General features: G+C 67.7%; 22 protein-coding genes. 11 read left to right on the forward strand and 11 right to left on the reverse strand.

Annotation, left to right across the window (positions count from 1 at the left end):
* Positions 1–43: 43 nt before the first annotated feature.
* Positions 44–745 carry an ABC transporter permease gene (locus FZ029_RS05195; RefSeq protein WP_149268270.1) on the reverse strand — a complete coding sequence of 234 codons (702 nt, stop codon included), beginning with the start codon at positions 743–745 and terminating at the stop codon, positions 44–46.
* An 86-nt stretch (positions 746–831) separates the two neighbouring features.
* On the opposite strand from FZ029_RS05195, the gene fdhD reads away from it, so the two are divergent.
* The 11 genes from fdhD to FZ029_RS05250 all read left to right on the forward strand — a co-directional run bounded on the left by fdhD (position 832) and on the right by FZ029_RS05250 (position 10328).
* Positions 832–1713 carry a formate dehydrogenase accessory sulfurtransferase FdhD gene (fdhD, locus tag FZ029_RS05200; RefSeq protein ID WP_149268271.1) on the forward strand — a complete coding sequence of 294 codons (882 nt, stop codon included), beginning with the start codon at positions 832–834 and terminating at the stop codon, positions 1711–1713.
* Complete coding sequence (gene mobA, locus FZ029_RS05205; RefSeq protein ID WP_149268272.1) at positions 1703–2356, forward strand: molybdenum cofactor guanylyltransferase MobA; 654 nt, start codon at positions 1703–1705, stop codon at positions 2354–2356. Before fdhD ends, mobA begins: the two co-directional genes overlap by 11 nt.
* Positions 2353–2874, forward strand: a complete 522-nt coding sequence (locus tag FZ029_RS05210) for a DUF3305 domain-containing protein (RefSeq protein WP_149268273.1) — start codon at positions 2353–2355, stop codon at positions 2872–2874. The genes mobA and FZ029_RS05210 overlap by 4 nt, the downstream gene beginning before the upstream one ends.
* The gene (locus tag FZ029_RS05215; protein ID WP_149268274.1) at positions 2871–3392 is read left to right on the forward strand and encodes a DUF3306 domain-containing protein; all 522 of its coding nucleotides are present in this window, start codon (positions 2871–2873) and stop codon (positions 3390–3392) included. Before FZ029_RS05210 ends, FZ029_RS05215 begins: the two co-directional genes overlap by 4 nt.
* Positions 3393–3789: 397 nt before the next feature.
* Positions 3790–4416 (forward strand): molecular chaperone TorD family protein, encoded by a 627-nt coding sequence (locus FZ029_RS05220; protein WP_149268275.1) that lies wholly within the window; start codon positions 3790–3792, stop codon positions 4414–4416.
* Between the two features lie 17 nt (positions 4417–4433).
* Positions 4434–4685, forward strand: a complete 252-nt coding sequence (locus tag FZ029_RS05225) for a formate dehydrogenase (RefSeq protein WP_247892151.1) — start codon at positions 4434–4436, stop codon at positions 4683–4685.
* A gap of 13 nt (positions 4686–4698) precedes the next feature.
* Positions 4699–7599 (forward strand): formate dehydrogenase subunit alpha, encoded by a 2901-nt coding sequence (locus FZ029_RS05230; protein WP_149268276.1) that lies wholly within the window; start codon positions 4699–4701, stop codon positions 7597–7599.
* Positions 7600–7617: 18 nt separating this feature from the next.
* The gene (gene fdh3B, locus FZ029_RS05235) at positions 7618–8295 is read left to right on the forward strand and encodes a formate dehydrogenase FDH3 subunit beta (RefSeq protein ID WP_149268277.1); all 678 of its coding nucleotides are present in this window, start codon (positions 7618–7620) and stop codon (positions 8293–8295) included.
* Between the two features lie 2 nt (positions 8296–8297).
* Entirely contained in the window at positions 8298–8480 is a 183-nt protein-coding gene (locus FZ029_RS05240; protein WP_149268278.1) for a hypothetical protein, read from the forward strand.
* A 25-nt stretch (positions 8481–8505) separates the two neighbouring features.
* Positions 8506–9546 carry a formate dehydrogenase subunit gamma gene (locus FZ029_RS05245; protein ID WP_247892152.1) on the forward strand — a complete coding sequence of 347 codons (1041 nt, stop codon included), beginning with the start codon at positions 8506–8508 and terminating at the stop codon, positions 9544–9546.
* A 92-nt stretch (positions 9547–9638) separates the two neighbouring features.
* The gene (locus tag FZ029_RS05250; RefSeq protein ID WP_149268280.1) at positions 9639–10328 is read left to right on the forward strand and encodes a class II aldolase/adducin family protein; all 690 of its coding nucleotides are present in this window, start codon (positions 9639–9641) and stop codon (positions 10326–10328) included.
* 10 nt (positions 10329–10338) lie between these two features.
* Here the strand turns inward: FZ029_RS05250 and FZ029_RS05255 are convergent, their stop codons facing one another.
* From FZ029_RS05255 to FZ029_RS05305, 10 genes are all read right to left on the reverse strand, one after another.
* Positions 10339–12342 (reverse strand): HAMP domain-containing sensor histidine kinase, encoded by a 2004-nt coding sequence (locus FZ029_RS05255; protein ID WP_247892153.1) that lies wholly within the window; start codon positions 12340–12342, stop codon positions 10339–10341.
* Between the two features lie 199 nt (positions 12343–12541).
* Positions 12542–13363 carry a class III extradiol ring-cleavage dioxygenase gene (locus FZ029_RS05260; protein ID WP_149268282.1) on the reverse strand — a complete coding sequence of 274 codons (822 nt, stop codon included), beginning with the start codon at positions 13361–13363 and terminating at the stop codon, positions 12542–12544.
* 169 nt (positions 13364–13532) lie between these two features.
* The gene (locus FZ029_RS05265) at positions 13533–14012 is read right to left on the reverse strand and encodes a F0F1 ATP synthase subunit B (protein WP_149197441.1); all 480 of its coding nucleotides are present in this window, start codon (positions 14010–14012) and stop codon (positions 13533–13535) included.
* Positions 14009–14659, reverse strand: coding sequence for an ATPase (locus FZ029_RS05270; RefSeq protein WP_109156034.1), 651 nt, complete (start codon positions 14657–14659; stop codon positions 14009–14011). The genes FZ029_RS05265 and FZ029_RS05270 overlap by 4 nt, the downstream gene beginning before the upstream one ends.
* 94 nt (positions 14660–14753) lie before the next feature.
* Positions 14754–14978 (reverse strand): ATP synthase subunit C family protein, encoded by a 225-nt coding sequence (locus tag FZ029_RS05275; protein WP_012973363.1) that lies wholly within the window; start codon positions 14976–14978, stop codon positions 14754–14756.
* A gap of 78 nt (positions 14979–15056) precedes the next feature.
* Positions 15057–15800 carry a F0F1 ATP synthase subunit A gene (locus FZ029_RS05280; RefSeq protein WP_109154072.1) on the reverse strand — a complete coding sequence of 248 codons (744 nt, stop codon included), beginning with the start codon at positions 15798–15800 and terminating at the stop codon, positions 15057–15059.
* A 12-nt stretch (positions 15801–15812) separates the two neighbouring features.
* Positions 15813–16181, reverse strand: a complete 369-nt coding sequence (locus FZ029_RS05285; RefSeq protein WP_109154071.1) for an AtpZ/AtpI family protein — start codon at positions 16179–16181, stop codon at positions 15813–15815.
* A 252-nt stretch (positions 16182–16433) separates the two neighbouring features.
* Positions 16434–17048 carry an SCO family protein gene (locus tag FZ029_RS05295; protein ID WP_149197440.1) on the reverse strand — a complete coding sequence of 205 codons (615 nt, stop codon included), beginning with the start codon at positions 17046–17048 and terminating at the stop codon, positions 16434–16436.
* A gap of 99 nt (positions 17049–17147) precedes the next feature.
* Positions 17148–19361, reverse strand: coding sequence for a bacteriohemerythrin (locus tag FZ029_RS05300; RefSeq protein ID WP_149268284.1), 2214 nt, complete (start codon positions 19359–19361; stop codon positions 17148–17150).
* A gap of 228 nt (positions 19362–19589) precedes the next feature.
* Positions 19590–20345, reverse strand: coding sequence for a PhoH family protein (locus tag FZ029_RS05305; RefSeq protein ID WP_149197438.1), 756 nt, complete (start codon positions 20343–20345; stop codon positions 19590–19592).
* Between the last annotated feature and the right edge of the window lie 706 nt (positions 20346–21051).

Below are 21051 nucleotides of genomic sequence, written 5' to 3' on the forward strand. Positions count from 1 at the left end.
ATGGCCTGGGCAGGTTTTTCCATTTCGGGGTCAGGCGTCCGGATCAGGCCGGCCTGTGTCCCGCCTCCTTCAGCAGCGACGCGGCAAGGTTGACCGCCAGCGACAGGGTCATCAGCACCATGCCCAGCCCCAGCGCCATCGGCAGGTCGCCCTTGCTGGTCTCCAGCGCGATGGCGGTGGTCATGACGCGGGTGACATGCTCGATGTTGCCGCCGACGATCATCACCGCCCCGACCTCCGCCGACGCACGCCCGAATCCGGCCAGCACGGTGGTGACGAGGCTCCAGCGCGCTTCCGACAGCAGGGTGGCCAGCCGGCGGATCGGCCCGGCGCCGGTGACGCGCAGCAGGTCGTCATACTCGACCAGCAGATCCTCCACCGTCTGGCGGGCGAGCGAGGCGACGATTGGCACGATCATCGCGGTCTGGGCGACGATCATCGCCGCCGGGGTGAACAGCAGCCCCAGCACCCCGAAGGGGCCGGAGCGCGACAGCAACAGATAGACCACCAGCCCGACCACCACCGGCGGCAGCCCCATCATCGTGTTCAAGGTGATGGCGACGGCGCGCCGGCCGGGAAAGCGCAACGCGGCGACGGCGGCGCCCAGCGGCAGGCCGACCAGCGTGGCGATGGCGACGGCGGACAGGCTGACCCGCAGCGACAGGCCGATGATCCGCATCAGCCCGTCGTCCATCGATACGATCATGGAAAAAGCGACGGCGAGGGCTTGGGAAAAATCCTGCATTCAGTCCAAATCACTTTTCAAATCATTCCGGCGAGGGCTTGTCCGATGGACGCCGCTCGCCCACACTCGCGCGCATGAGCCCGACCATGAGCCTGAAGACCTTCACCATAGCGCCGGATCCGGCGAACCCCAAGCTGACCGAGCGCGTCCGCGGCCTCGACCAGGATGGCCGCGAGATCGAGACCTCCGTCACGGTCGAACGGCCGCTGACCCTGTACCTGAACGGGCAGGAGATCGTCACCATGATGACGATCGGCGATTATCCGGACTGTCTGGCCGTCGGCTATCTGCTGAACCAGAACATGCTGCGGCGCGACGACCGCATCACCGGCATCGACGTGGACGAGGAGACGGACACCGTCGTCGTCCGCACGGAGCGCGCGACCGATTATGAATCCAAGCTGAAGAAGAAGACGCTGACCTCCGGCTGCGCCCAGGGCACCGCCTTCGGCGACGTTATGGAGACCTTCGAGTCCGTCAAGCTCCCGGCCGACGTCCGGCTCCACACCTCGTGGATCTACGCGCTGTCCAAGCAGATCAACCTGCAGCCCAGCCTGTATCTGGAGGCCGGGGCCATCCACGGCAGCGTGCTGTGCCAGGGCGACCGGCCGCTGGTCTATATGGAGGATGTCGGCCGCCACAACGCGGTGGACAAGGTCGCCGGCTACATGCACCTGAACGGCATTTCAGCGTCGGACAAGATTTTCTACACCACCGGCCGCCTGACATCCGAGATGGTCATCAAGACGGTGCAGATGGGCATTCCGATCCTGGTCTCGCGCTCCGGCTTCACCGCCTGGGGCGTGCATCTGGCGCGGCAGGCCAACCTGACGCTGGTCGGCCGGGCCAAGGGCAAGCGCTTCATCGCGCTGGCCGGCACCGACCGGCTGGTCTTCGACACCGATGCCGCGGGAGCCGACGACGAGGATCGTCGGCATGGACGCAAGGGAAGCCGCGATGACGACTAATTCAGTCAAAGGCGAGATTGGCCATCCCGACATCGGCGGCGTGCTGCTGGCCGGCGGGCTGTCGCGCCGGATGGGCGGCGGCGACAAGTGCCTGCGCCCGCTGGGCGACCGAAGCATCCTGGAACGCATCGTCGCCACCGTCCGGCCGCAGGTCGGGCCGCTGGTGCTGAACGCCAACGGCGATCCGGCCCGCTTCGCCGATCTCCACCTGCCGGTGGCGGCGGATGTGGTGGAGGGCTATGCCGGCCCGCTCGCCGGCGTGCTGACCGGCATGGAGTGGATGCGCGGCACGGCCCCCGGCATCGGCTGGGTCGCCAGCTTCGCCACCGACGCGCCCTTCATCCCGCGCGACCTCGTCACCCGCATGGTGGCGGCGCTGGAACATGAGGGCGCCGACCTCGCCTGTGCCCGCTCGGGCGGGCAGGAGCATCCGGTCTTCGGCCTGTGGCCGATCCGTCTGGCCGGCGACCTGCGCCGCGCCATGGTGGAGGAGGGCGTCCGCAAGGTCGATGCCTGGACCGCCCGCTACCGGCTGGCCGTCGCCGACTTCGCCGTCGATCCAGTCGATCCCTTCTTCAACACCAACCGGCCTGAGGATCTGGCCGAGGCGGAACGCCTGCTGGCCGCGGGACATGCGTCATGACGGACAAGCCCGTTACCCAATCCCTTGAGCGCATCGAGACCATGCCGCTGGGCATCGTGGTGGAGCGCCGCCGCGGCGTCACCGCCTGGGCCGACTGGAGCTGGCGTCCGGTGTCGGTCATCCCCGGCGCCGGCCCGGTCGACCCGCCCGGCCGGGTGCTGATGGAGGGGGAGGGCTGGACGCACAGCCACGCCGCCACCCTGACGCTGGAACTGTTCCGCACCGACACCGAAGGTTACCGCCTGAACCTGTCGCAGGATCCGCCGTGCCTGTGGGTGGTGATGCGCCCCGGTGCCGGCCCCGGCACGGATGGCGAGGAACTGGTGCCCTTTACCGTCACCGCATCCGCCCATGAGGGAGAGGGCTATCAGGTCGGCGCCGATGTGGTGGAGACGGTGCCGATGCCGGCGGAGGTGATCGCGCTGGTCCGTGATTTCGTCGAGCAGCATCATGTCGACGTCCCTTTCCACAAGCGCGAGCGCAAGCGCCATTTCGAGAAAGAGGACCGGCAACGGTGAGTGACGAAGCCTTCCTGTCGCGCTGGTCGCGTCTGAAACGCACGGCGGTCAAGCCGGAGCCGGCGCCAGTCGAGGTGCCGCCGGTCGAAGAGGCGGCGGAGCTTCCCGTCGCCGTTGCCAACGATATGCCGGTCGATTCCGCCCAGCCGGATGCGGAACCCGAAGACCCGTTGAAGGACCTCCCGCCGATCGAGGAACTGACCGGCGAGTCGGACTTCACCCCCTTCCTGCGTGCCGAGGTGCCTGAGGACCTGCACCGCCAGGCGCTGCGCAAGCTGTGGGCTTCCGACCCGATCTATGCCAACGACGACGGTCTGAAGGACTACGCCGACGACTACGCCAGCCTGTTCACCGGCGGGGTGCCGGTGAAGACGCTCTACCGCGTCGGCAAGGGCTTCCTCGACACGTTGGACGAGGTGGCGGGGGAGGCGGAGCAGCCCTCTCCCGTCCCGGGAGAGGGAGGGGACCCGCAAAGCGGGGAGGGTGAGGGGCAGTCCAAGAGTCCTGAACCTGCCTGATCCTTGCGCCACCCTCACCCTTCCCACCGCTTCGCGGCGGGTCCCTTCCCTCTCCCGGGGCGGGAGAGGGACCTTTCCCCCTCGCAAAACGACTTTCAAATTGCGACGGATCGTCGCGCCAGTTCGGACCCCTTCAAAGCACAGGGGCGCTCTGCCAGCGCGAACATAGCGCCAAGATAAAGTTTCATTTGTCCCCACTTTCGGGCGCGTCCTTGGTTGACAAAAGAACAGGTTCAGTCCTTCTATTATCCATCTGCTGAACGCTAAGCCACTGTAAGGCAACGGCTTTTCGCAGGTGCATCAAAAGGGGGTGCAGGACCTTGGGTCCAAGGACGGCGCGCGGCGGGACCGTGAACGCCGATGCACCCGTCTTGTGTCCGGGAGGAGTTTGCGGCGCGTGTCCAAGGCCGTCGATCACACCGTTTCTCCCGCGGTCGCGGAGGAGGAACTGCTTCGCGCGCAGGTCTATGCCCTGCTGGCGCGCCTTCTCGCGCGCGCGCCCGATGCGGCATTTTTGGCGGCGCTGAGTGAGCTGGCCGGGGAGGGCGGCGACTTCGGCGCCGCGCTCGACCAATTGGCCGGCGCGGCGAGCGGCAGCGACCCGGCGGCGGTGGAGGAGGAGTTCACCACCCTCTTCATCGGCGTCGGCGGCAGCGAGCGCACCCCCTACGGCTCCTTCTACCTGACCGGCTTCCTGAACGAGAAGCCGCTGGCGGAGCTGCGCGTCGACATGGCGCGGCTGGGCATCGCCCGTGCCGACGGCGTGACGGAGCCGGAGGACCACATCGCCGCCCTGTGCGAGATGATGGCCGGCCTGATCGCCGGTGAGTTCGCGCCGGAGGATGGCGGGACCGCCGGCCTCGATGCGCAGCGGGCTTTTTTCGACCGCCACATCGGCTCCTGGGCCGGGCGGTTCTTCGCGGATTTGGAGACCTCGCCGTCGGCCCGCTTCTACCGGGCGGTCGGTGCGGTCGGACGGAGTTTTCTGGCGGTCGAGGCGCGCGCCTTCGACCTTGCGGCGTAAAGGTGAGGAGCGAAGCCATGACGCGGAACGCGGTCAAAGCCACTGACGAAGCAGCAAAGCAGAACACGGACATTCAGGGCTCGGAAAAGGGTCTCGCCCGGCGCGACCTGTTCCGCGTCGCCGGCCTCGGCGTCGGCGCGCTGGGTGCCGTCGCGGCCGGCGTGACCGCCACGAGCGGAACCGCCGAGGCCGCCCCGGCCGAGACGACCTCCACGGGCTACCGCGAGACCGACCATGTCCGGAAGGTCTACGAAGTCAGCCGCTTCTAAGAGGAACGCCCCGATGCTCATCAAGAAAAGCTCGGCCACCTCCGGCGGCCGCCATCTCGCCCGCACCTTGACCCAGACGCTGGCGACCGCCACCGGCGTTACGGTCGACCGCCGCGCCTTCCTGCGCACCTCCGGCATCGCCGCCGGCGGTGCCGCGCTGGCATCGGCCATGCCCTTCGGGATGGTGAAGAAGGCCGACGCCGCCACGGCCGCCGCCGTCGCCGGGGCACCGGTGAAGCAGGTCAAAACGGTCTGCACCCATTGCTCGGTCGGCTGCACCGTGGTCGCCGAGGTGCAGAACGGTGTCTGGATCGGCCAGGAGCCCGGTTTCGACAGCCCGATCAACCTCGGTTCGCACTGCGCCAAGGGCGCGTCGGTGCGCGAGCACGCCCATGGCGAGCGCCGCCTGCGCTATCCGATGAAAATGGTCGACGGCAAGTGGACCCGCATCAGCTGGGACCAGGCGATCGAGGAGGTCGGCTCCAAGCTGCTGTCGATCCGCGAGCAGTCCGGCCCGGATTCGGTGTTCTGGCTCGGCTCTGCCAAGCACAGCAACGAGCAGGCTTATCTGTTCCGCAAGTTCGCGGCGCTGTGGGGCACCAACAACGTCGACCATCAGGCGCGAATCTGCCACTCCACCACGGTGGCCGGCGTGGCGAACGTCTGGGGCTACGGCGCCATGACGAACAGCTACAACGACATCCAGAAGTCGCGCGCGCTGTTCTTCATCGGCTCCAACGCCGCCGAGGCGCATCCCGTCGCCATGATGCATGTGCTGAAGGCGAAGGAGCAGAACGCCGCCCCGCTGATCGTCGCCGATCCGCGCTTCACCCGCACCGCCGCCCACGCCAACGAATACATCCGCTTCCGTCCCGGCACCGACGTGGCGCTGATCTGGGGCATCCTCTGGCACGTTCTGCAGAACGGCTGGGAGGACAAGGACTACATCGCCAAGCGCGTCTACGGCTTCGACGACATCCGCGCCGAGGTCGCCAAGTGGACGCCGGAAGAGGTGGAGCGCGTCACCGGCGTTCCGGGCTCGCAGCTGCACCGCGTCGCCCGCACGCTGGCCTCCAACCGTCCGGGCACGCTGGTCTGGTGCATGGGCGGGACCCAGCACCACATCGGCAACAACAACACCCGTGCCTATTGCGTGCTGCAGCTGGCGCTGGGCAATGTCGGCGTGTCGGGTGGCGGCACCAACATCTTCCGTGGCCACGACAACGTCCAGGGGGCGACCGATTTCGGCGTCACCTCGGACAGCCTGCCCGGCTATTACGGCCTTGCCGAGGGCGCGTGGCGCCACTGGGCGCGCGTCTGGGATCTCCCCTATGACGACATCCAGAAGCGCTTTGGTTCCAAGGCGCTGATGGAGAGCACCGGCATCCCGGTGTCGCGCTGGTTCGACGGCGTGCTGGAAGCCAAGGAGAACCTGGACCAGCCGAACCCGGTCAAGGGCATGGTCTTCTGGGGCCACGCGCCGAACAGCCAGGTCCGTCTGCCCGACATGAAGAAGGCGATGGAGAAGCTGGAGCTGCTGGTCGTCGTCGATCCCTATCCGACGATGACCGCGGTGCTGCCCGACCGCAAGAACGACTTCTACCTGCTGCCGGCCGCGACCCAGTTCGAGACCTCCGGCTCCGCCACCGCGTCCAACCGCTCGGTGCAGTGGCGCGACAAGATCGTCGAGCCGCTGTTCGAGGCCAAGACCGACCACGAGATCATGTATCTCTTCGCCAAGAAGTTCGGCTTCGCGGCGGATCTCTGCAAGAACATCAAGGTCAACGGCAACGAGCCGCTGGTCGAGGACATCACCCGCGAGTGGAACCGCGGCATGTGGTCGGTCGGCTATACCGGCCAGTCGCCGGAGCGGCTGAAGCTGCACATGCAGCATCAGGGCACCTTCGACAAGACGACGCTGCGCGCCGTCGGCGGTCCGTGCGACGGCGATTACTTCGGCCTGCCCTGGCCGTGCTGGGGCACGCCGGAGATGAAGCATCCCGGTTCCGCCAACCTTTACGACACCTCGCTGCCGGTGGCCGAGGGCGGTGGCGCCTTCCGCGCCCGCTTCGGCGTCGAGCGCAACGGCGTGACGTTGCTGGCCGAGGGCTCCTATCCGGAAGGGTCGGAGATCAAGGACGGCTATCCGGAAGTCACCATGGCGATGCTCCAGAAGCTGGGCTTCGACAAGGACCTGACGGCGGAGGAGCTGGCGGTCATCCAGAAGATCGGCGGCGAAAAGATCGGTGCCGTGTCCTGGACCACCGACCTGTCCGGCGGCATCCAGCGCGTCGCGATCAAGCATGGCCTGAACCCGCCCGGCAATGCCAAGGCGCGCTGCGTCGCCTGGAACTTCCCGGACCCGGTTCCGATCCACCGCGAGCCGCTCTACACCCCGCGCCGCGATCTGGTCGCCAGCTATCCGACCTACAAGGACACCAAGTCCTGGCGCGTGCCGACGCTCTACAAGTCCATCCAGGACCGCGACGTGTCGAAGGAATATCCGATCATCCTCACCTCCGGCCGTCTGGTCGAGTATGAGGGCGGCGGCGACGAGACGCGCTCCAACCCCTGGCTGGCCGAGCTGCAGCAGGACATGTTCGTCGAGATCAACCCGTTCGACGCCAACAATGCCGGCGTCAAGGACGGCCAGCTGGTCTGGGTCGAAGGCCCGGAGAAGGGCAAGGTGAAGGTCAAGGCCATGGTGACCGAACGGGTCGGCCGCGGCGTCGCCTTCATGCCCTTCCATTTCGGCGGCGTGTATCAGGGGCAGGATCTGCGCTCCAAATACCCGGCCGGGGCCGACCCGATCGTGCTGGGCGAGGCGGCCAACACGGCGACCACCTACGGCTACGATTCGGTGACCCAGATGCAGGAAACCAAGACCACCCTTTGCCGCATCCAGGCGGCCTGACGCGCGGGAGTTTGAACCATGGCCCGGATGAAATTCCTGTGCGACGCCGAGCGCTGCATCGAGTGCAACGCCTGCGTCACCGCCTGCAAGAACGAGAACGAGGTGCCCTGGGGCATCAACCGCCGCCGCGTCGTGACCATCAACGACGGCCGGCCGGGGGAGCGGACCATCTCGGTCGCCTGCATGCATTGCTCCGACGCGCCCTGCAAGGCGGTCTGTCCGGTCGACTGCTTCTATCAGACCGACGAAGGCGTGGTCCTGCACAACAAGGACCTGTGCATCGGCTGCGGCTATTGCTTCTACGCCTGCCCGTTCGGCGCGCCGCAGTACCCGCAGGCCGGCAATTTCGGCACCCGCGGCAAGATGGACAAGTGCACCTTCTGCTCCGGTGGTCCGGAGGCCGACAATTCGGAGGCGGAGTTCAAGAAGTACGGCCGCAACCGTCTGGCCGAAGGCAAGCTGCCGCTCTGCGCCGAGATGTGCTCGACCAAGGCGCTGCTGGCCGGTGACGCCGACAAGGTGTCGGATATCTACCGTGAGCGCGTGGCCGCCCGCGGCTTCGGTTCCGGTGCCTGGGGCTGGGGCACCGCCTACCAGACCAAGTCGGGTCAGGAGCGCGGCCAGCCCGGCGGCTCCCTGTTCCAGGGCACCGGCGGTCCGACCGGCGGCCTGCCTGTGCAGAAGCAGGGGCTGTGACGGTGACGCGCCTCGTCCTGCTGGCGTTCGGCGCCGCTGTCCTGCTGGCCGGTTGCCAGGAGGACGGGGCGCCGCGCCCGGTCCATCTCGACAAGGGCGTCTACCAGGGTGCGGCCGACACGCCGTTGACCGCCGAGCAGGTGCGGGCGCTGCAACAGCGCGCCGCCTATCAGGCTGTGCGATAGGGAGCGTCCGATGGAAGGTCATCGCATGAAGTCGGCTGTTGCTGCTCTGCTGCTCGGGATCGGTTTCGCCGGCGGCGTCACGCTGCCGGCAGCCGCCCAGTCCAGCGTCCGCGTCGGCGGGCCGGTGGCGGAGCAGCAGATCGACCGCGACGCTCCGCCGGTGCCGACCCAGATCCCGGGGCAGAGCCGTGCCGACACCTGGCACGGCATCCGCCTGGGGGAGCAGGGCACCGTCTCGATCCCCAACAAGCAGGCCGGCGTCCTGATCCAGTCTGAAGGCGAGGCGTGGCGCGCCGTGCGCAACGGCCCGCTCAGCCAGTATGGTTCCTGGGTGCTCGGTGGCATCCTGGCCCTGCTGGGGCTGTTCTTCCTGGTCCGCGGGCGCATCCGCATCGACGGTCAGAAGACCGGCCGCACCATCCAGCGCTTCAACGCCTTCGAGCGTGGTGTGCATTGGATGACCGCCGGCAGCTTCGTCGTGCTCGCCATTTCCGGCCTGAATGTGCTGTACGGCCGGTACACGCTGCTGCCGCTGATCGGGCCCGAGCCATTCGCTGCCCTGTCCCACTACGGCAAGCTGGCGCACAATTTCCTCGGCTTCGCCTTCATCCTGGGCGTGGCGCTGATCTTCGTGATGTGGGTCGGGCACAACATCCCGTCGCGCCATGACCTGACCTGGTTCCTGAAGGCGGGCGGCCTGTTCTCCAAGGGCGTCCACCCGCCGGCACACAAGTTCAACGGCGGCCAGAAGGTCATCTTCTGGGCCACCGTGGTCGGCGGTGCTGCGCTCGGCTTCACCGGCGTTCAGCTGGTCTTCCCCTTCAGCTTCGCCACGCTGGAGGAACTACAGCTCTACCAACTGGCCCACGCCGCCATTGCCGTCATCATGATCGCCATCATCCTGGCGCACATCTACATCGGCTCCATCGGCATGGAGGGTGCCTTCGCCGCCATGGGCGACGGTCAGGTCGAACTGCAATGGGCGCGCGAGCACCACTCGCTGTGGGTCGAGGAGGTCACCGGCGAGAAGGTGCGGCACGGGCATCACGGGTCGCCGGCGGAGTAGGGAAGGCGTTCCTTCAACAGCATTTCTCCCCTCCCCCGCCCAGCGGGGGAGGGTTAGGGTGGGGGTTAGCCACCACCCCGGATGCGCCCGCCATGACCAGCCACCTTGCCGAACGTCAGGCCGTGATCGACGGTTGCCTCGCCATGAACCGGCTGGGCGTCAATCAGGGCATGTCGGGGAACCTGTCGCACCGGATCGACCGCGGCTTTCTCGTCACGCCGACCAGCATGGCCTATGACGCCATGACTCCGGCTGACATCGTCGAGATGGGCTTCGACGGCACCTATCTCGGCAACCGCCGTCCCTCGTCGGAATGGCGCATCCACCGCGACATCCTGCGGGCGCGGCCGGACGTGACGGTCGTCCTTCACGCCCACCCGACCTTCGCCACCGCGCTGGCTGTGCATGGCCGCGGCATCCCGTCCTTCCATTACATGGTGGCGCTGGCCGGCGGGGATTCGATCCGCTGTGCCCCCTACGCCACCTTCGGCACGCAGGAGCTGTCCGATCACGCCCTCGCGGCACTGGAGGGGCGGCTGGCCTGTCTGCTGGCCAATCACGGCATGATCGTGCTGGGCACCACTGTACAGTCCGCCCTGTCGCTGGCGGTCGAGGTGGAGACCCTGGCCCGCCAGTATCTCTACGCCCAGCAGTTCGGTGAACCGGTGGTCCTGCCGGCCGACGAGATCGCGCGGGTGGCGGAAAAGATGCGTCGGATGAAATACGGCCAGCCGATCGACGACGGCGACGCGCCGGAAGACACCGCACGCCCGCGCTATTGACCGGCAGGCGTTACGGCCCGATCTGCGTCATCGAGGTGCTGGTGGCGAGATGACCGGCCGGCTTGAGGCTGGCGACGCGCAGCAGCGGCTTGGCGTTGCCGACCGCCTCCACCTGCAGGGGGCGCTCTTCCGCCGGCGGTTCATAGACGGCGGGCAGGGCGATGGTGATGCGGGTGCCCTGGCCGGGCTCGCTCGCCACCTCGATGTCGCCGCCCAGCATGGCGGTGTAGTGCCCGACCAGCGTCAGCCCCAGCCCGGCGCCGCGCGGCTTGCCCTGGCCGCGGGTCGCCACCGCACCGTTGCCGGCGCCCTGGACGAAGGGCTGGAACAGCCGTCCGGTCTGGGCGGTGGGGAAGCCGCGTCCGGTATCGGCGACCGTGAAGCGGTACCAGCGGGCGCCGTCGCGCTCCACCTTCTCCGCCGCCAGGGTCACCGTCCCGTCCTGGGTGAACTTGCAGGCATTGTCCAGCAGGTTCAGCAGGGTCTGCCGCACCTTGGTGAAGTCGGAATGCATCTGGCCCAGCCCGGCCGGCGCCGACAGGTCCAGCGCGTTGCCGTAGAGGTCGGCGGCGGGCATGGAGCGCTCGCGCGCCTCGGTCAGCAGCCGGTTGATGTCGAAATCCTGCAGGCAGACGTCCATCGCCCCGGCCTCGACCTTGGCGTAATCCAGGATGGCGTCGACAAGGGTGGTCAGCTGCTCGCCGGTCCACTGGATATGCTCGACGTCGGTCGCCAGTTCGTCGACACCCAGCCGGTGCAGGTCGGTCATCAGCGTCTGGCTGGCATTGACGATCTCGGTCAGCGGCCCGTGCAGTTCGTGGCCCATATTGACAAGGAAGTCGCTCTTGGCCCGGCTGGCGGCCTCGGCCATCGCCTTTTCGCGCAGCAGGCGGGTGTGTTCGACCTCCGCCTCGCGACGCTCGCGATCGGTGTCCTCGGCGTTGCCGCGCAGCGCTTCCACCGCGCGGGCCATGGCGGCGATCTCGTCCTGGCCGGTCAGCGCCGGCAGGGTGATGTCGGTGCGGCCGGCGGCCAGCGCCGTCACCGCGTTCGCCATCGTCCTCACCGGAACCGCGACGCTGCGCTGGACCAGCCACAGCGCGACGAGCCCAGCGAGCAGGATCAGGCCGCCGATCCACAGCGCGACGTTGGTGTAGCCGGACAGGCCGTTGCCCAGCGTGCCGCGCAGGGCCTGGGTCCCAGCCTCCGCCCGCCGCCGGATCTCGCCCAGGTTGGCGGCGATGCCGGCGGCGTTGGCGGCCATCGCCTCGGCGCGCAGATTGTCCTCCTCGACCACCGACGATTCGATCGCCGTCAGCACGCCACCCGCCTTCGCCAGCAGGGCGGTCACCTCGTCGATGGCCTGCTTGGTGCCGGGAACCCACAAATAGCGGTTCATCTCGGCCAGACGGTCGCGGGCGACGGCCAGCTGGGCGCGCATCGCCTCGGCGTCCTGCGGATCGCGACGGTCGATATAGCGAGTCAGATGTTCCTGCATCAGCAGGGTGGCGATGGCGGCGTCGCTGGCGAGCGCAGTCGAATCGACACCGCCGGCATTCTTGAGTTGGTTCAGCTTCTGGCGGGTCTCGGCGACCAGAGGCTCCAGCACGCCGGTCATCTGGCCGTTGCGCTCGCCGCGCAGGGCGATCAGCTTCTGCACCGCCGCCCAATAATCCTCCAGCGATGCATGGGCCTTGTCCACCGCCTGCCGGTCGGCCGTCTCCACCACGCCCTTGGCCAGCGCATCGAGCCGCTCGCGCAGCGTGTCGTGCCGCCAGGAGGCGTCGAGGAGGCTCTGGTCGTCGCCATAGGTCAGATGGTCGCGCACCGCGACCTCCAGGTCGCGCAGGCTGACGTCGGCGTCGGCCGCCACCTGGGACAGGTCGGCGCGGCCGGAGAAGGCGCCGATGTCGCGCGACACCGCGTAGAACCAGCCGAGCCCGACCAGGGCCAGCAGGACCACCAGCCCAAGCGCGATGCCGAAGCCCGCGCCCACCCGCGCCGACACGGTCATGTCGCGGAATCGGGTCCGGCGGCCGCTCCGGGACAGAATGCCGTTCCGCTTCACACCGACTCCCGCTCGCGCTGTGCCTGACGATTCCCGCGTCCGACCGGCCACAACCAATGAGCGGCCGGTCGCCGCGCGGCGCGGATTGTAGCTTGGCTATCCCCTCAGGCAAACAGACAAGTGTGCGACGGAGTACCGCCAAAGATCAGGTGGAACCGGCGTCCCTGGCGGCATCCGTGTCGGCGGCGGTGAACGCATAGGCGTGCATGCCCAGGCTGCCATGTTCGAAGCCGGCATGCAGCCGCTCGGTCCTCGGCCGAGGACCGGCGGCGCCGAGCGCCACCGGCAGCGGCAGGAAATGCTCGTCCGTCGGGTGGGCGCGGCGGGCGTCCGGGCAGGCGTCGAGCCAGTTGCCGAGCGCATCGGCATCGCCGGCCTCCAGCGTCCGGTCCAGCCAGCCGGCGAAGCCGGTCGCCCAGGGGGCGGCGCTGGTGCCGCCGAAGCGGAACTCCCGCAGGTTGTGCACGGCGCCGCCGCTGGCGAGGATCAGCACGCCGTCCCGCCGCAGGGGTTCGAGCGCCCGGCCGAGCGCGATGTGATCGGCGGCGCTGCGGCCGGGCATCACCGACAGCTGCGCCACCGGGATGTCGGCCTCCGGATACATCAGCATCAGCGGGACCCAGGCGCCGTGATCCAGCCCCTGCGACGGATCGACGACGGCTCCGGCCAGGTCCGCCACCCGCCCCGCCAGCGCCGGAGCGCCCGGTGCCGGGTAGCGCATGCGGTAGAGCGCATCGGGAAAACCGTAGAAGTCATGGATGGTTTCCGGCGCCGCCGCTCCGCTGACCGCCGGCACCTCAGTGGTCCAATGGGCCGAAACCGCGAGGATCGCGCTCGGCCGTCCAAGCCTGCGGCCCAGCCCGGCAAGGAAGTCGCGCCCGGCGCTGGTCTCCAGGATCAGCGTGGGGGCGCCGTGGGAGACGAATACGGAAGGGAGCGGGGCAGGGAGCGGGGTGATTTCGGACATCGGTGAACGGAACTCCGGCCGGGCGATAGGGGAGGGCAGAGGAAGGCTGGCGACCTTTCCATTCCAGCAAAGGAAAACCCCGGCGCATAGGCCGGGGTTTTTCCAAAGTCCGTTGTTCACGCCGCAACAATCATCGCCGCGGAACCCGGCTGATCGATCGGGGGAACGATCAGTGCAGATGCTTCGGCAGTTCGCTGATCGACTGCTCGATCAGCTTGTCGGCCTGGGCGGCGGGCAGGCCGCCGGACAGGACGCGCTTGCTGGCGCCGATGGCGATGTCGACCGTCAGGTTGCGGACCTCGGCCAGCGCCGCGGCTTCCGCCTGGGCGATGCGGTCCATGGCCTGCGCCTCGCGACGCTTCAGCGACGCTTCGAGGTCGCTGCCGGCCTGGCTGCGCAGGCGGGCGGCTTCCTCGCGGGCGTGGGCCAGAACGGCCTCCGCTTCCTTCTGGGCGTCGGCCAGACGGCTCTGGTAGCCGTTCAGCAGGGCCTGTGCGTCCTTGTGGAGACGCTCGGCCTCGTCCAGCTCGGAGCGGATGCGCTCGGCGCGGCCATCCAGCATGGTGCCGATGGCGGCCGACGCCTTCTTCCAGACCAGGGCCACGAAGATGACGAAGGCGACGAAGACCCAAAATTCAGGTGCGTTCATCCCCGGCGCTCCTCAAGCACGGCCGCGACGGCGGCATCCGCCTGGGCCTGATCGACCTCGACGCCGGCCAGACGGCCGGTGATGTCCTGGACGATGCCGGTCGACTCGGCGCGGATGTTGGCCAGAGCCTGTTCCTTCGCCGCGGCGATGGAGGCTTCGGCATTGCGCAGGCGTTCGGAGATATCGGCGTTCAGCTGGGCCTGACGGGCCTGGTTGTTCGCCTCGATCTCGGCGCTGGCCTCGGCGATGACGCCTTGGGCCTGGCTGCGGGCGCCGGCGAGGGACTTCTCGACCTGGGCCAGGATGGCCTCGGCCTCTTCCTTCAGCTGGGCGGCCTTGGCGAGGTCGCGCGAGATGCGCTCCTGCCGCGCTTCCAGTACCTCGGCCACGCGCGGAAGCGCCTTCTTGGACATGAGGTAGTAGAGAACGCCGAAGGTCAGAGCCAGCCAGAAGATCTGGGTCGGGAAATTGGCGGGATTGAGCTGCGGCAGGCCGCCGGAAGCGTGCTCGCCGCCGTGCGCCGCGTCCGGAGCGTGCTCCGCCGCGGCCGCCAGGACGGTGCCGGCCATCGTGGTGAGGGTAGCGAGCGAAGCGCCCGCCACTCCCGACCAGCGGGCCAGCCGGCCTTTGGCCAACAGGTTCGGCATGATCGGTCCCCCTAGGCAAAGGAGCGGCGCCGAAACTCCGATCAGGAAGCCCGGCGCCGCGTCAGAGCTGTTTTTTTGAAAAGCCGCTCTGGCCTTAGGCGAACAGGATCAGGAAGGCGATCAGCAGGGCGAACAGCGCGACGGCTTCCGTCAGCGCGAAGCCCAGAATGCCGATCGGGAAGACCTTCGGCTGGACGGCCGGGTTGCGGGCGATCGAGCCGATCAGCGTCGAGAAGATGTTGCCGATACCCAGGCCGACACCGGCGAGGGCGATAACGGCAAGACCGGCACCGATGAACTTGGCGGCTTGAGGATCCATAGTACTCTCTTCCTCTAGGTAAGGGTGAACTTGTTGGAACTGTTGGTGAACTAGGGTCCGGCGATCGTCAGGCGCTGCTTAGTGCAGTTCCAGGGCGTCGCGGATGTACAGGCAGGTCAGGATCGAGAAGACGTAGGCTTGCAGGAAAGCCACCAGGAACTCGAAGCCGGTCAGGGCGACGTTGATCGCCAGCGGGACGAGGCCGGTGACGAAGCCCAGCGCGCCCATGCCGCTGATCATCATGACCGTGAAGCCGGCAAAGACCTTCAGCATCGTGTGACCCGCCATCATGTTGGCGAAAAGTCGGATCGAGAGGCTGACGGGGCGCATCACGTAGGAGATCACTTCGATCGGGATGAGGATCGGAGCGAGCGCGATCGGAGCGCCATGCGGCATGAAGAAGGAGAAGAAGTGCAGGCCGTGCTTCATCAGGGCCAGGATGGTCACGAACACGAACACCGTTGCCGCCAGCGCGAACGTCACGATGATGTGGCTGGTGAAGGTGAAGGTGTACGGGATCATGCCGATCATGTTGCCGATCAGCACGAACATGAAGATCGAGAACACGAACGGGAAATAGGGGCGGGCGTCGTGGCCGGCGTTGTCGCGCACCAGGTTCGCGACGAACTCGTAGAACATCTCGGCCAGCGACTGCAGGCGGCCCGGAACCATCGACTTGTTCGCCACGCCCATGACCAGCAGGGCGTAGATCGCCGCCACGGCCACGACCATGAAGAAGGCCGAGTTCGTGAAGGACACGTCGTAGCCGCCGAGCACGATCTGGAACAACGGGTTGATTTGGAACTGGTGCAGCGGATCCAAGGTCGTCCTCGCTCAGTGTGCGTCGCCGTCTTGGCGCTCGTTGTCGTCCCCAGTGGGCCGGCGGTAGCCGGCGGCGATGCCGAAGCCTGTGACGGCCCGGTAGACGTTCAGGACTCCCGCCGCAGCCCCCAGGAAGAACATGACGATCAGTCCCCAGGGCGCGGTGCCGAGCCAGCGATCGAGCAGAAGCCCGCCGCCGACGCCGACGATCATGGCGGCGACCAGTTCGGTCCCGATGCGCCAGGCGGTGGCGAGAGCGCCCTGCGGCGGACGGTGGTATTTGCTACCGGGTCCGCCCGACCAGCCGCGTTGTCCCTCACGCGCCTTGCGCAACCGGGCTTCGAGGTCATCCAAGGGATCGGGGGGCGATTTGTTGTTCATTCCGCCTCTCAATCACTCTTGGCTCGCAGCCATGCGAAAGCGGCGAGACCATACGGGCGGGGCGTTACCCTGTCAAGTCGCAAAACCTGTGGTGTAAGCCTTTGAAAAATAAAGAAAAGAGCCGAAAACTCGCGGATTTTGCCGCGCTGCGGCGCGTTGTCCCGCTCCAGCATGCGAAAAAACCCGGTGGTATGACCGCTTTTCAGGGCTTTTTCGCCGCTTTTCACCCGGTCCGGGGCCGGTCCGCCCCACTCAGCCCGCAATACGGGGCGACAGATCCTGTGCGATCTTGTCGGCGGTGGTGCCGCCGGGATACACCCCGACGAACTTCCCATCCGGCCCCATCAGGTAAATAAAGCTGGAGTGATCCATCAGGTAGTCATCGGCTTTTCCATCCTTTTGCGGTGCTTTGGCATAATAGACGCGATAGGCGCGCGCCGCCTCCCGCACCTGCTCCGGCGTGCCGGTCAGGCCGACCAGCCGGGGGTGGAACAGGCTCACATAGTCCTTCATGTGCGCCACAGTGTCGCGGTCCGGGTCGATCGTGATGAAAATCGGCTGGACCTGCTCCGATTTCGGCCCCAACTGGTCGAGCGCCTGGGTCATCACCCCAAGTTCGGTCGGGCAGACGTCCGGGCAATAGGTATAGCCGAAATAGATCAGCATATACTTGCCGCGGAAATCGGCGTCGGTGATCGACTTGCCGGTTTGATCGGTCAGCGTGAAGGGACCGCCGATCGGCACTGCGGACTTCGTTCCGCTTTCCACCGTGGTGGCGGCGTTGCGCACCTGCCACCAGGCGATACCGGCGGACACGGCGATGGCGAGGACGGAGGCGGCGGCGATGCGCAGGAGACGTGTCTTCATGGTCCGTCAGGAATGGGGCCGTCCGCGACCCAGGTCAAGGGGCGAGGTCAAGGGGCGAGGTCAAGGGGGCGCGGCGCCATTGCGCAGCCGATGCTCCGGTCAGGCCGCCTTCGCCGCCACCGCCGTCGCCGCCTTCGCCTCCATGCCGCGGCCGGTTGCCGCCAGATGCTCGCCGATCCGCTTGTCGGCGCGCTGGATATGTTCGAACAGCCATTCGCGCAGCAGCGCCAGCAGTTCGTCCGCCACGGAGTCGCCGGCATCCAGACGGCGGCGCAATTCGCCGGCACGGGTGCGCAGCGCCTCGTGCTGGGCCTTGTGGGCCGTGGTGCCGGGATAGCCGCACTGGTCCATCAGTCGTTCCTCCTGCTCGAAATGCAGGACGGTGTAGGCCAGCAGCCGGCCGACGGCGTCGCCCAATGCCCGGCGATTGCCGCCCTCCCGCCCCGCCGGTCCGGCCTTGGCCTGCTGTGCGAGAGCGGCCGCCTCGTTCATCAGCGCGATCAGGATCATGTGGTCCGTGTCGATCGCCTCCTCACCCACCGCAAGGCCTTCCGTCCAGGGCATGAACAGCTCCGACCCTTCCGAAGGCGCGTCATGCAGGGCGGTGAGCGGCGCGGAGTTGATCGCCCCGACATTGACCAGGAAGGCATCGACCATGCCGCGCAGCCCCTGTGCCTGCCGTGACAGACCACCGGCGGCCTCCAGCAGGGCGTCGGCCGACCGTTCGGTCTCCAGGGCCGCGTCGGACACCGCGTCGATGCTGGTGGAGACCTGCCGGGTGCCCTCCGCCGCCTCGCCGGCGCTGCGGGCGATCTCGCCGGTGGCGGCGCCCTGCTGCTGGACCGCGGTGGCGATGGAGGTGCCGATCTCGTCGCTGCGGGCGACGATGGCGCCGATCTCGTGGATCGCGACGACGGCGGCACGCGTCGCCTCCTGCACGTCGCCGATATGGCGTGCAATCTCCTCGGTGGCCTTGGCGGTCTGGTTGGCCAGCGTCTTCACCTCGCCGGCGACCACGGCGAAGCCCTTGCCCATCTCGCCCGCTCGCGCCGCCTCGATGGTGGCGTTCAGGGCCAGCAGGTTGGTCTGCCCGGCGATTCCGGCGATCAGGTCGGCGACCTCGCCGATCTTGCGGGCGGCCTGACCCAGCCCGTCGATCCGCTCGCCCGCCTTCTGCGACGCCTCCACCGCCTGGGTGGAGATGGCCGAGGAGGTCACCACCTGCTCGCCGATCACGGCGATGGAGCCGGTCAGCTGCTCCGCCGCCGACGCGACGGTCTGCACGCTGCTGGAGGCCTGCTGCGAGGCGCTGGCGACGGAGGTCGCCTCGCGCCGGTTGCGGTCGGCGGTGGCCGACAGGGCGCGGGCGGTGGTCTCCAGCGTGCCGACGGCGCTGCCGACGGTGCGGATCGTCTCGGCGATGGTGGCGTCGAAGCGGTCGGTCAGCCGTTTCAGCGCTTGGGCGCGCTGATCGGTCACGCGATGCTCGATCTTCTGCCGGTCCCAATGGCGGGCGAGGTCGATCTGTTGGACGCGGAAGACCTCGACCGTGCGGGCCATCGCGCCGATCTCGTCGCCGCGGTCCAGGCCGGGCACGGCGACCGCGCTGTTGCCGCCGGCCAGATCCTGCATGACGCGGCCCAGCCCGTCCAGCGGCCGGACGATTGCGCGGCTGACCAGCAGGGCGAGCAGCACGGCGGCAAGCGCGATCAGCAGCCCCGTCCCGGCCAGCCGCAGCGCGGCCTGGCGGAAGGCGACGTCGACGTCGTCGATGTAGATGCCCGACCCGATCAGCCAGCCCCAGGGGGTGAAACCCTTGACATAGGACAGCTTCGCCACCGGCTGCGCCGATCCCGGCTTGGGCCAGAGATAGTCGACGAAGCCGGCGCCGTCGGCCTTCACAACCCGGACGAACTCCTGGAACAGCAGCTTGCCGTTGGGATCGGCGTTGCGCGACACGTCGGTGCCGTCCAGCTCCGGCTTGATCGGATGCATGATCATGCGCGGGGCGAGGTCGGTGATGAAGAAATACTCGTCGCCATCGTGGCGCAGAGCCTTGAGAGCGATTTTCGCCTGTGCCTGAGCCGCGGCACGGGGGAGGGTGCCGGCGCGTTCCTGCGCCTCGAAATGGGCGATCAGGCTGTGGGCGACCTCGACGACGTTGCGGGTCTTGTCCTGGCGATCGGCCATCATCTCGGCGCGCAGGCCCATCAGGCTGACCGCGGCGATCAGAACCAGCCCGAGGCCGGCCGCGGCCAGGATCAGTGCGATCTTGCCCTTGATGCTGATGCGTTCGAACAAGGCAACGGTCACGGCGGCAACCCCTTCGGCAACGAAACGGCGATGTCCATAAAATTTTCGGGACTTTTTGCCGGATCGGGGCTGCTCGTCAAGCGCTAATGTTCGTATATCTTACGTTTCGTTCAACGGAATGTCATTATTGCAACCATAGTGGGGTGTGCCCGGCGAAGGCCGGCTTGCAGGCTGCCGGGAGATGCGGCGACCGCAGCTCCCGCGCAACCACAGGACGATCCCGGAGGATCAGAGGACCGTCAGCATGCTGGCGACCAACGGGTGGCGGACGATGTCCTTTTCCGTCAGGCGGGCGACGGCGATTCCCTCCACCGCCTCCAGCCGGCGGGCGATGTCGGCCAGCCCGGACAGGTTGTCCAGCAGGTCGGTCTGGTCGGGGTCGCCGGTCAGCACCATGGTGGAATGCCAGCCCAGCCGGGTCAGCAGCATCTTGATCTGGGCATAGGTGCAGTTCTGCGCCTCGTCGATCACCACGAAGGCATTGTTCAGGGTGCGGCCGCGCATGAAGCCGACCGGGGCGATCTCGATGGTGCCGTCGGCCATCATGGTGCGCAGCCGCTTGGACCCCAGCCGGTCGGTCAACGCGTCGTAGAGCGGGCGCAGGAAGGGCGCCATCTTCTCATGCATGTCGCCGGGCAGATAGCCGATGCTCTCTCCCGCCTCGATGGCCGGGCGGGACAGGACGATGCGGTCGACGCTGCCCGATTCCAGAGCCTCCACCGCCGACGAGATGGCGATGTAGGTCTTGCCGGTGCCCGCCGGACCCAGCGCCACCACCAGATTGTGCGTCTTGATGGCGTCCATCAGAAGCTTCTGGTTGGGGTTCTGCGGCTTCACCTTGCGGAGATAGCTCTGGTCGCGGCGATCCTCGTTCCCACCGAGCGGGTCCCAGCCGAAAGCGGCGGGGGCGTTCATACCGGGGAAAAGCGGGTGGACGGTGGAGTCGTCCGCCGCAGCGATGCCTTTGCTCGAACGCTTGGCCATGTCGCATCTCCTCGAATGGTGGGGGGGGAGCCAAACCCTGGAACAGGGTTTCCGGGCACAAAAAAGCCTCCCGCAGGGGGGAGGCTCGATCGGTCGCATGGATGCGCGGTGATGGGTGCTTCGCCGGGCACTGCGGCCGGATGGCGTGCCGGGTCCGGACATGCCGGTGCGGGCCGACGGGGGAGGTGCTCTATGGGCGAAACAAGGTGCAAGAGAACCTCGTCGTCGGTGAAAGCCACGCAACCTGACTGTACCGGTCATAACGCGCGGCGTCAGGCAAAATTGCGGCCGACGCAAAATATTCATACCAGATGTGGTGTGGGTGCCGCAGGAAAGCCGTCAGAGCGGGCTTGGTAACCCTTTCCGCCGAGCCGGACCGGCCGCGGGATAGCCTTCCGGCGGAGGCGGCCGAAAGGCTTTGCCGCTGTCGCGGGCTTTCATTACTATGGTCGGTCACGGGGGAAATCGAAAGTCATGTTGCAACCCTGGCCTGTCCACCGCGGTGGCGGGCTGCGATTCCGGATCGTCGCTTCGGGCGACGGCCGGGGAGGGTGGTCGTTTGTCCCGCGGCAGGCGGCGGCGCGGCTTTCGATTGTCATCCCGGCGGACGGGGAAACTCTTGAATCCGACCGGTGTGGACGGCTAGAAGGCGCTGATTGGCTGGCTCGATGCCGGTGCTGCGCGACGGCGGCTCTGGGGCGGTTGC

The sequence above is a fragment of the Azospirillum sp. Sh1 genome (assembly GCF_008365135.1).
Classification (GTDB): Bacteria; Pseudomonadota; Alphaproteobacteria; order Azospirillales; family Azospirillaceae; genus Azospirillum; species Azospirillum oryzae.

Bases quoted from the DNA above. Each gene is read 5' to 3' on its own strand.
- FZ029_RS05255 (WP_247892153.1), bottom strand. From the start codon at position 12,342: ATGACCGTGTCGGCGCGGGTGGGCGCGGGCTTCGGCATCGCGCTTGGG.
- FZ029_RS05270 (WP_109156034.1), bottom strand. From the start codon at position 14,659: ATGCCGAACCTGTTGGCCAAAGGCCGGCTGGCCCGCTGGTCGGGAGTG.
- FZ029_RS05195 (WP_149268270.1), bottom strand. From the start codon at position 745: ATGCAGGATTTTTCCCAAGCCCTCGCCGTCGCTTTTTCCATGATCGTA.
- FZ029_RS05295 (WP_149197440.1), bottom strand. From the start codon at position 17,048: ATGAAGACACGTCTCCTGCGCATCGCCGCCGCCTCCGTCCTCGCCATC.
- FZ029_RS05260 (WP_149268282.1), bottom strand. From the start codon at position 13,363: ATGTCCGAAATCACCCCGCTCCCTGCCCCGCTCCCTTCCGTATTCGTC.
- FZ029_RS05245 (WP_247892152.1), top strand. From the start codon at position 8,506: ATGAAGTCGGCTGTTGCTGCTCTGCTGCTCGGGATCGGTTTCGCCGGC.
- FZ029_RS05210 (WP_149268273.1), top strand. From the start codon at position 2,353: ATGACGGACAAGCCCGTTACCCAATCCCTTGAGCGCATCGAGACCATG.
- FZ029_RS05285 (WP_109154071.1), bottom strand. From the start codon at position 16,181: ATGAACAACAAATCGCCCCCCGATCCCTTGGATGACCTCGAAGCCCGG.
- FZ029_RS05230 (WP_149268276.1), top strand. From the start codon at position 4,699: ATGCTCATCAAGAAAAGCTCGGCCACCTCCGGCGGCCGCCATCTCGCC.
- FZ029_RS05305 (WP_149197438.1), bottom strand. From the start codon at position 20,345: ATGGCCAAGCGTTCGAGCAAAGGCATCGCTGCGGCGGACGACTCCACC.
- fdh3B (WP_149268277.1), top strand. From the start codon at position 7,618: ATGGCCCGGATGAAATTCCTGTGCGACGCCGAGCGCTGCATCGAGTGC.
- FZ029_RS05275 (WP_012973363.1), bottom strand. From the start codon at position 14,978: ATGGATCCTCAAGCCGCCAAGTTCATCGGTGCCGGTCTTGCCGTTATC.
- FZ029_RS05250 (WP_149268280.1), top strand. From the start codon at position 9,639: ATGACCAGCCACCTTGCCGAACGTCAGGCCGTGATCGACGGTTGCCTC.
- fdhD (WP_149268271.1), top strand. From the start codon at position 832: ATGAGCCTGAAGACCTTCACCATAGCGCCGGATCCGGCGAACCCCAAG.
- FZ029_RS05265 (WP_149197441.1), bottom strand. From the start codon at position 14,012: ATGAACGCACCTGAATTTTGGGTCTTCGTCGCCTTCGTCATCTTCGTG.
- mobA (WP_149268272.1), top strand. From the start codon at position 1,703: ATGACGACTAATTCAGTCAAAGGCGAGATTGGCCATCCCGACATCGGC.
- FZ029_RS05225 (WP_247892151.1), top strand. From the start codon at position 4,434: ATGACGCGGAACGCGGTCAAAGCCACTGACGAAGCAGCAAAGCAGAAC.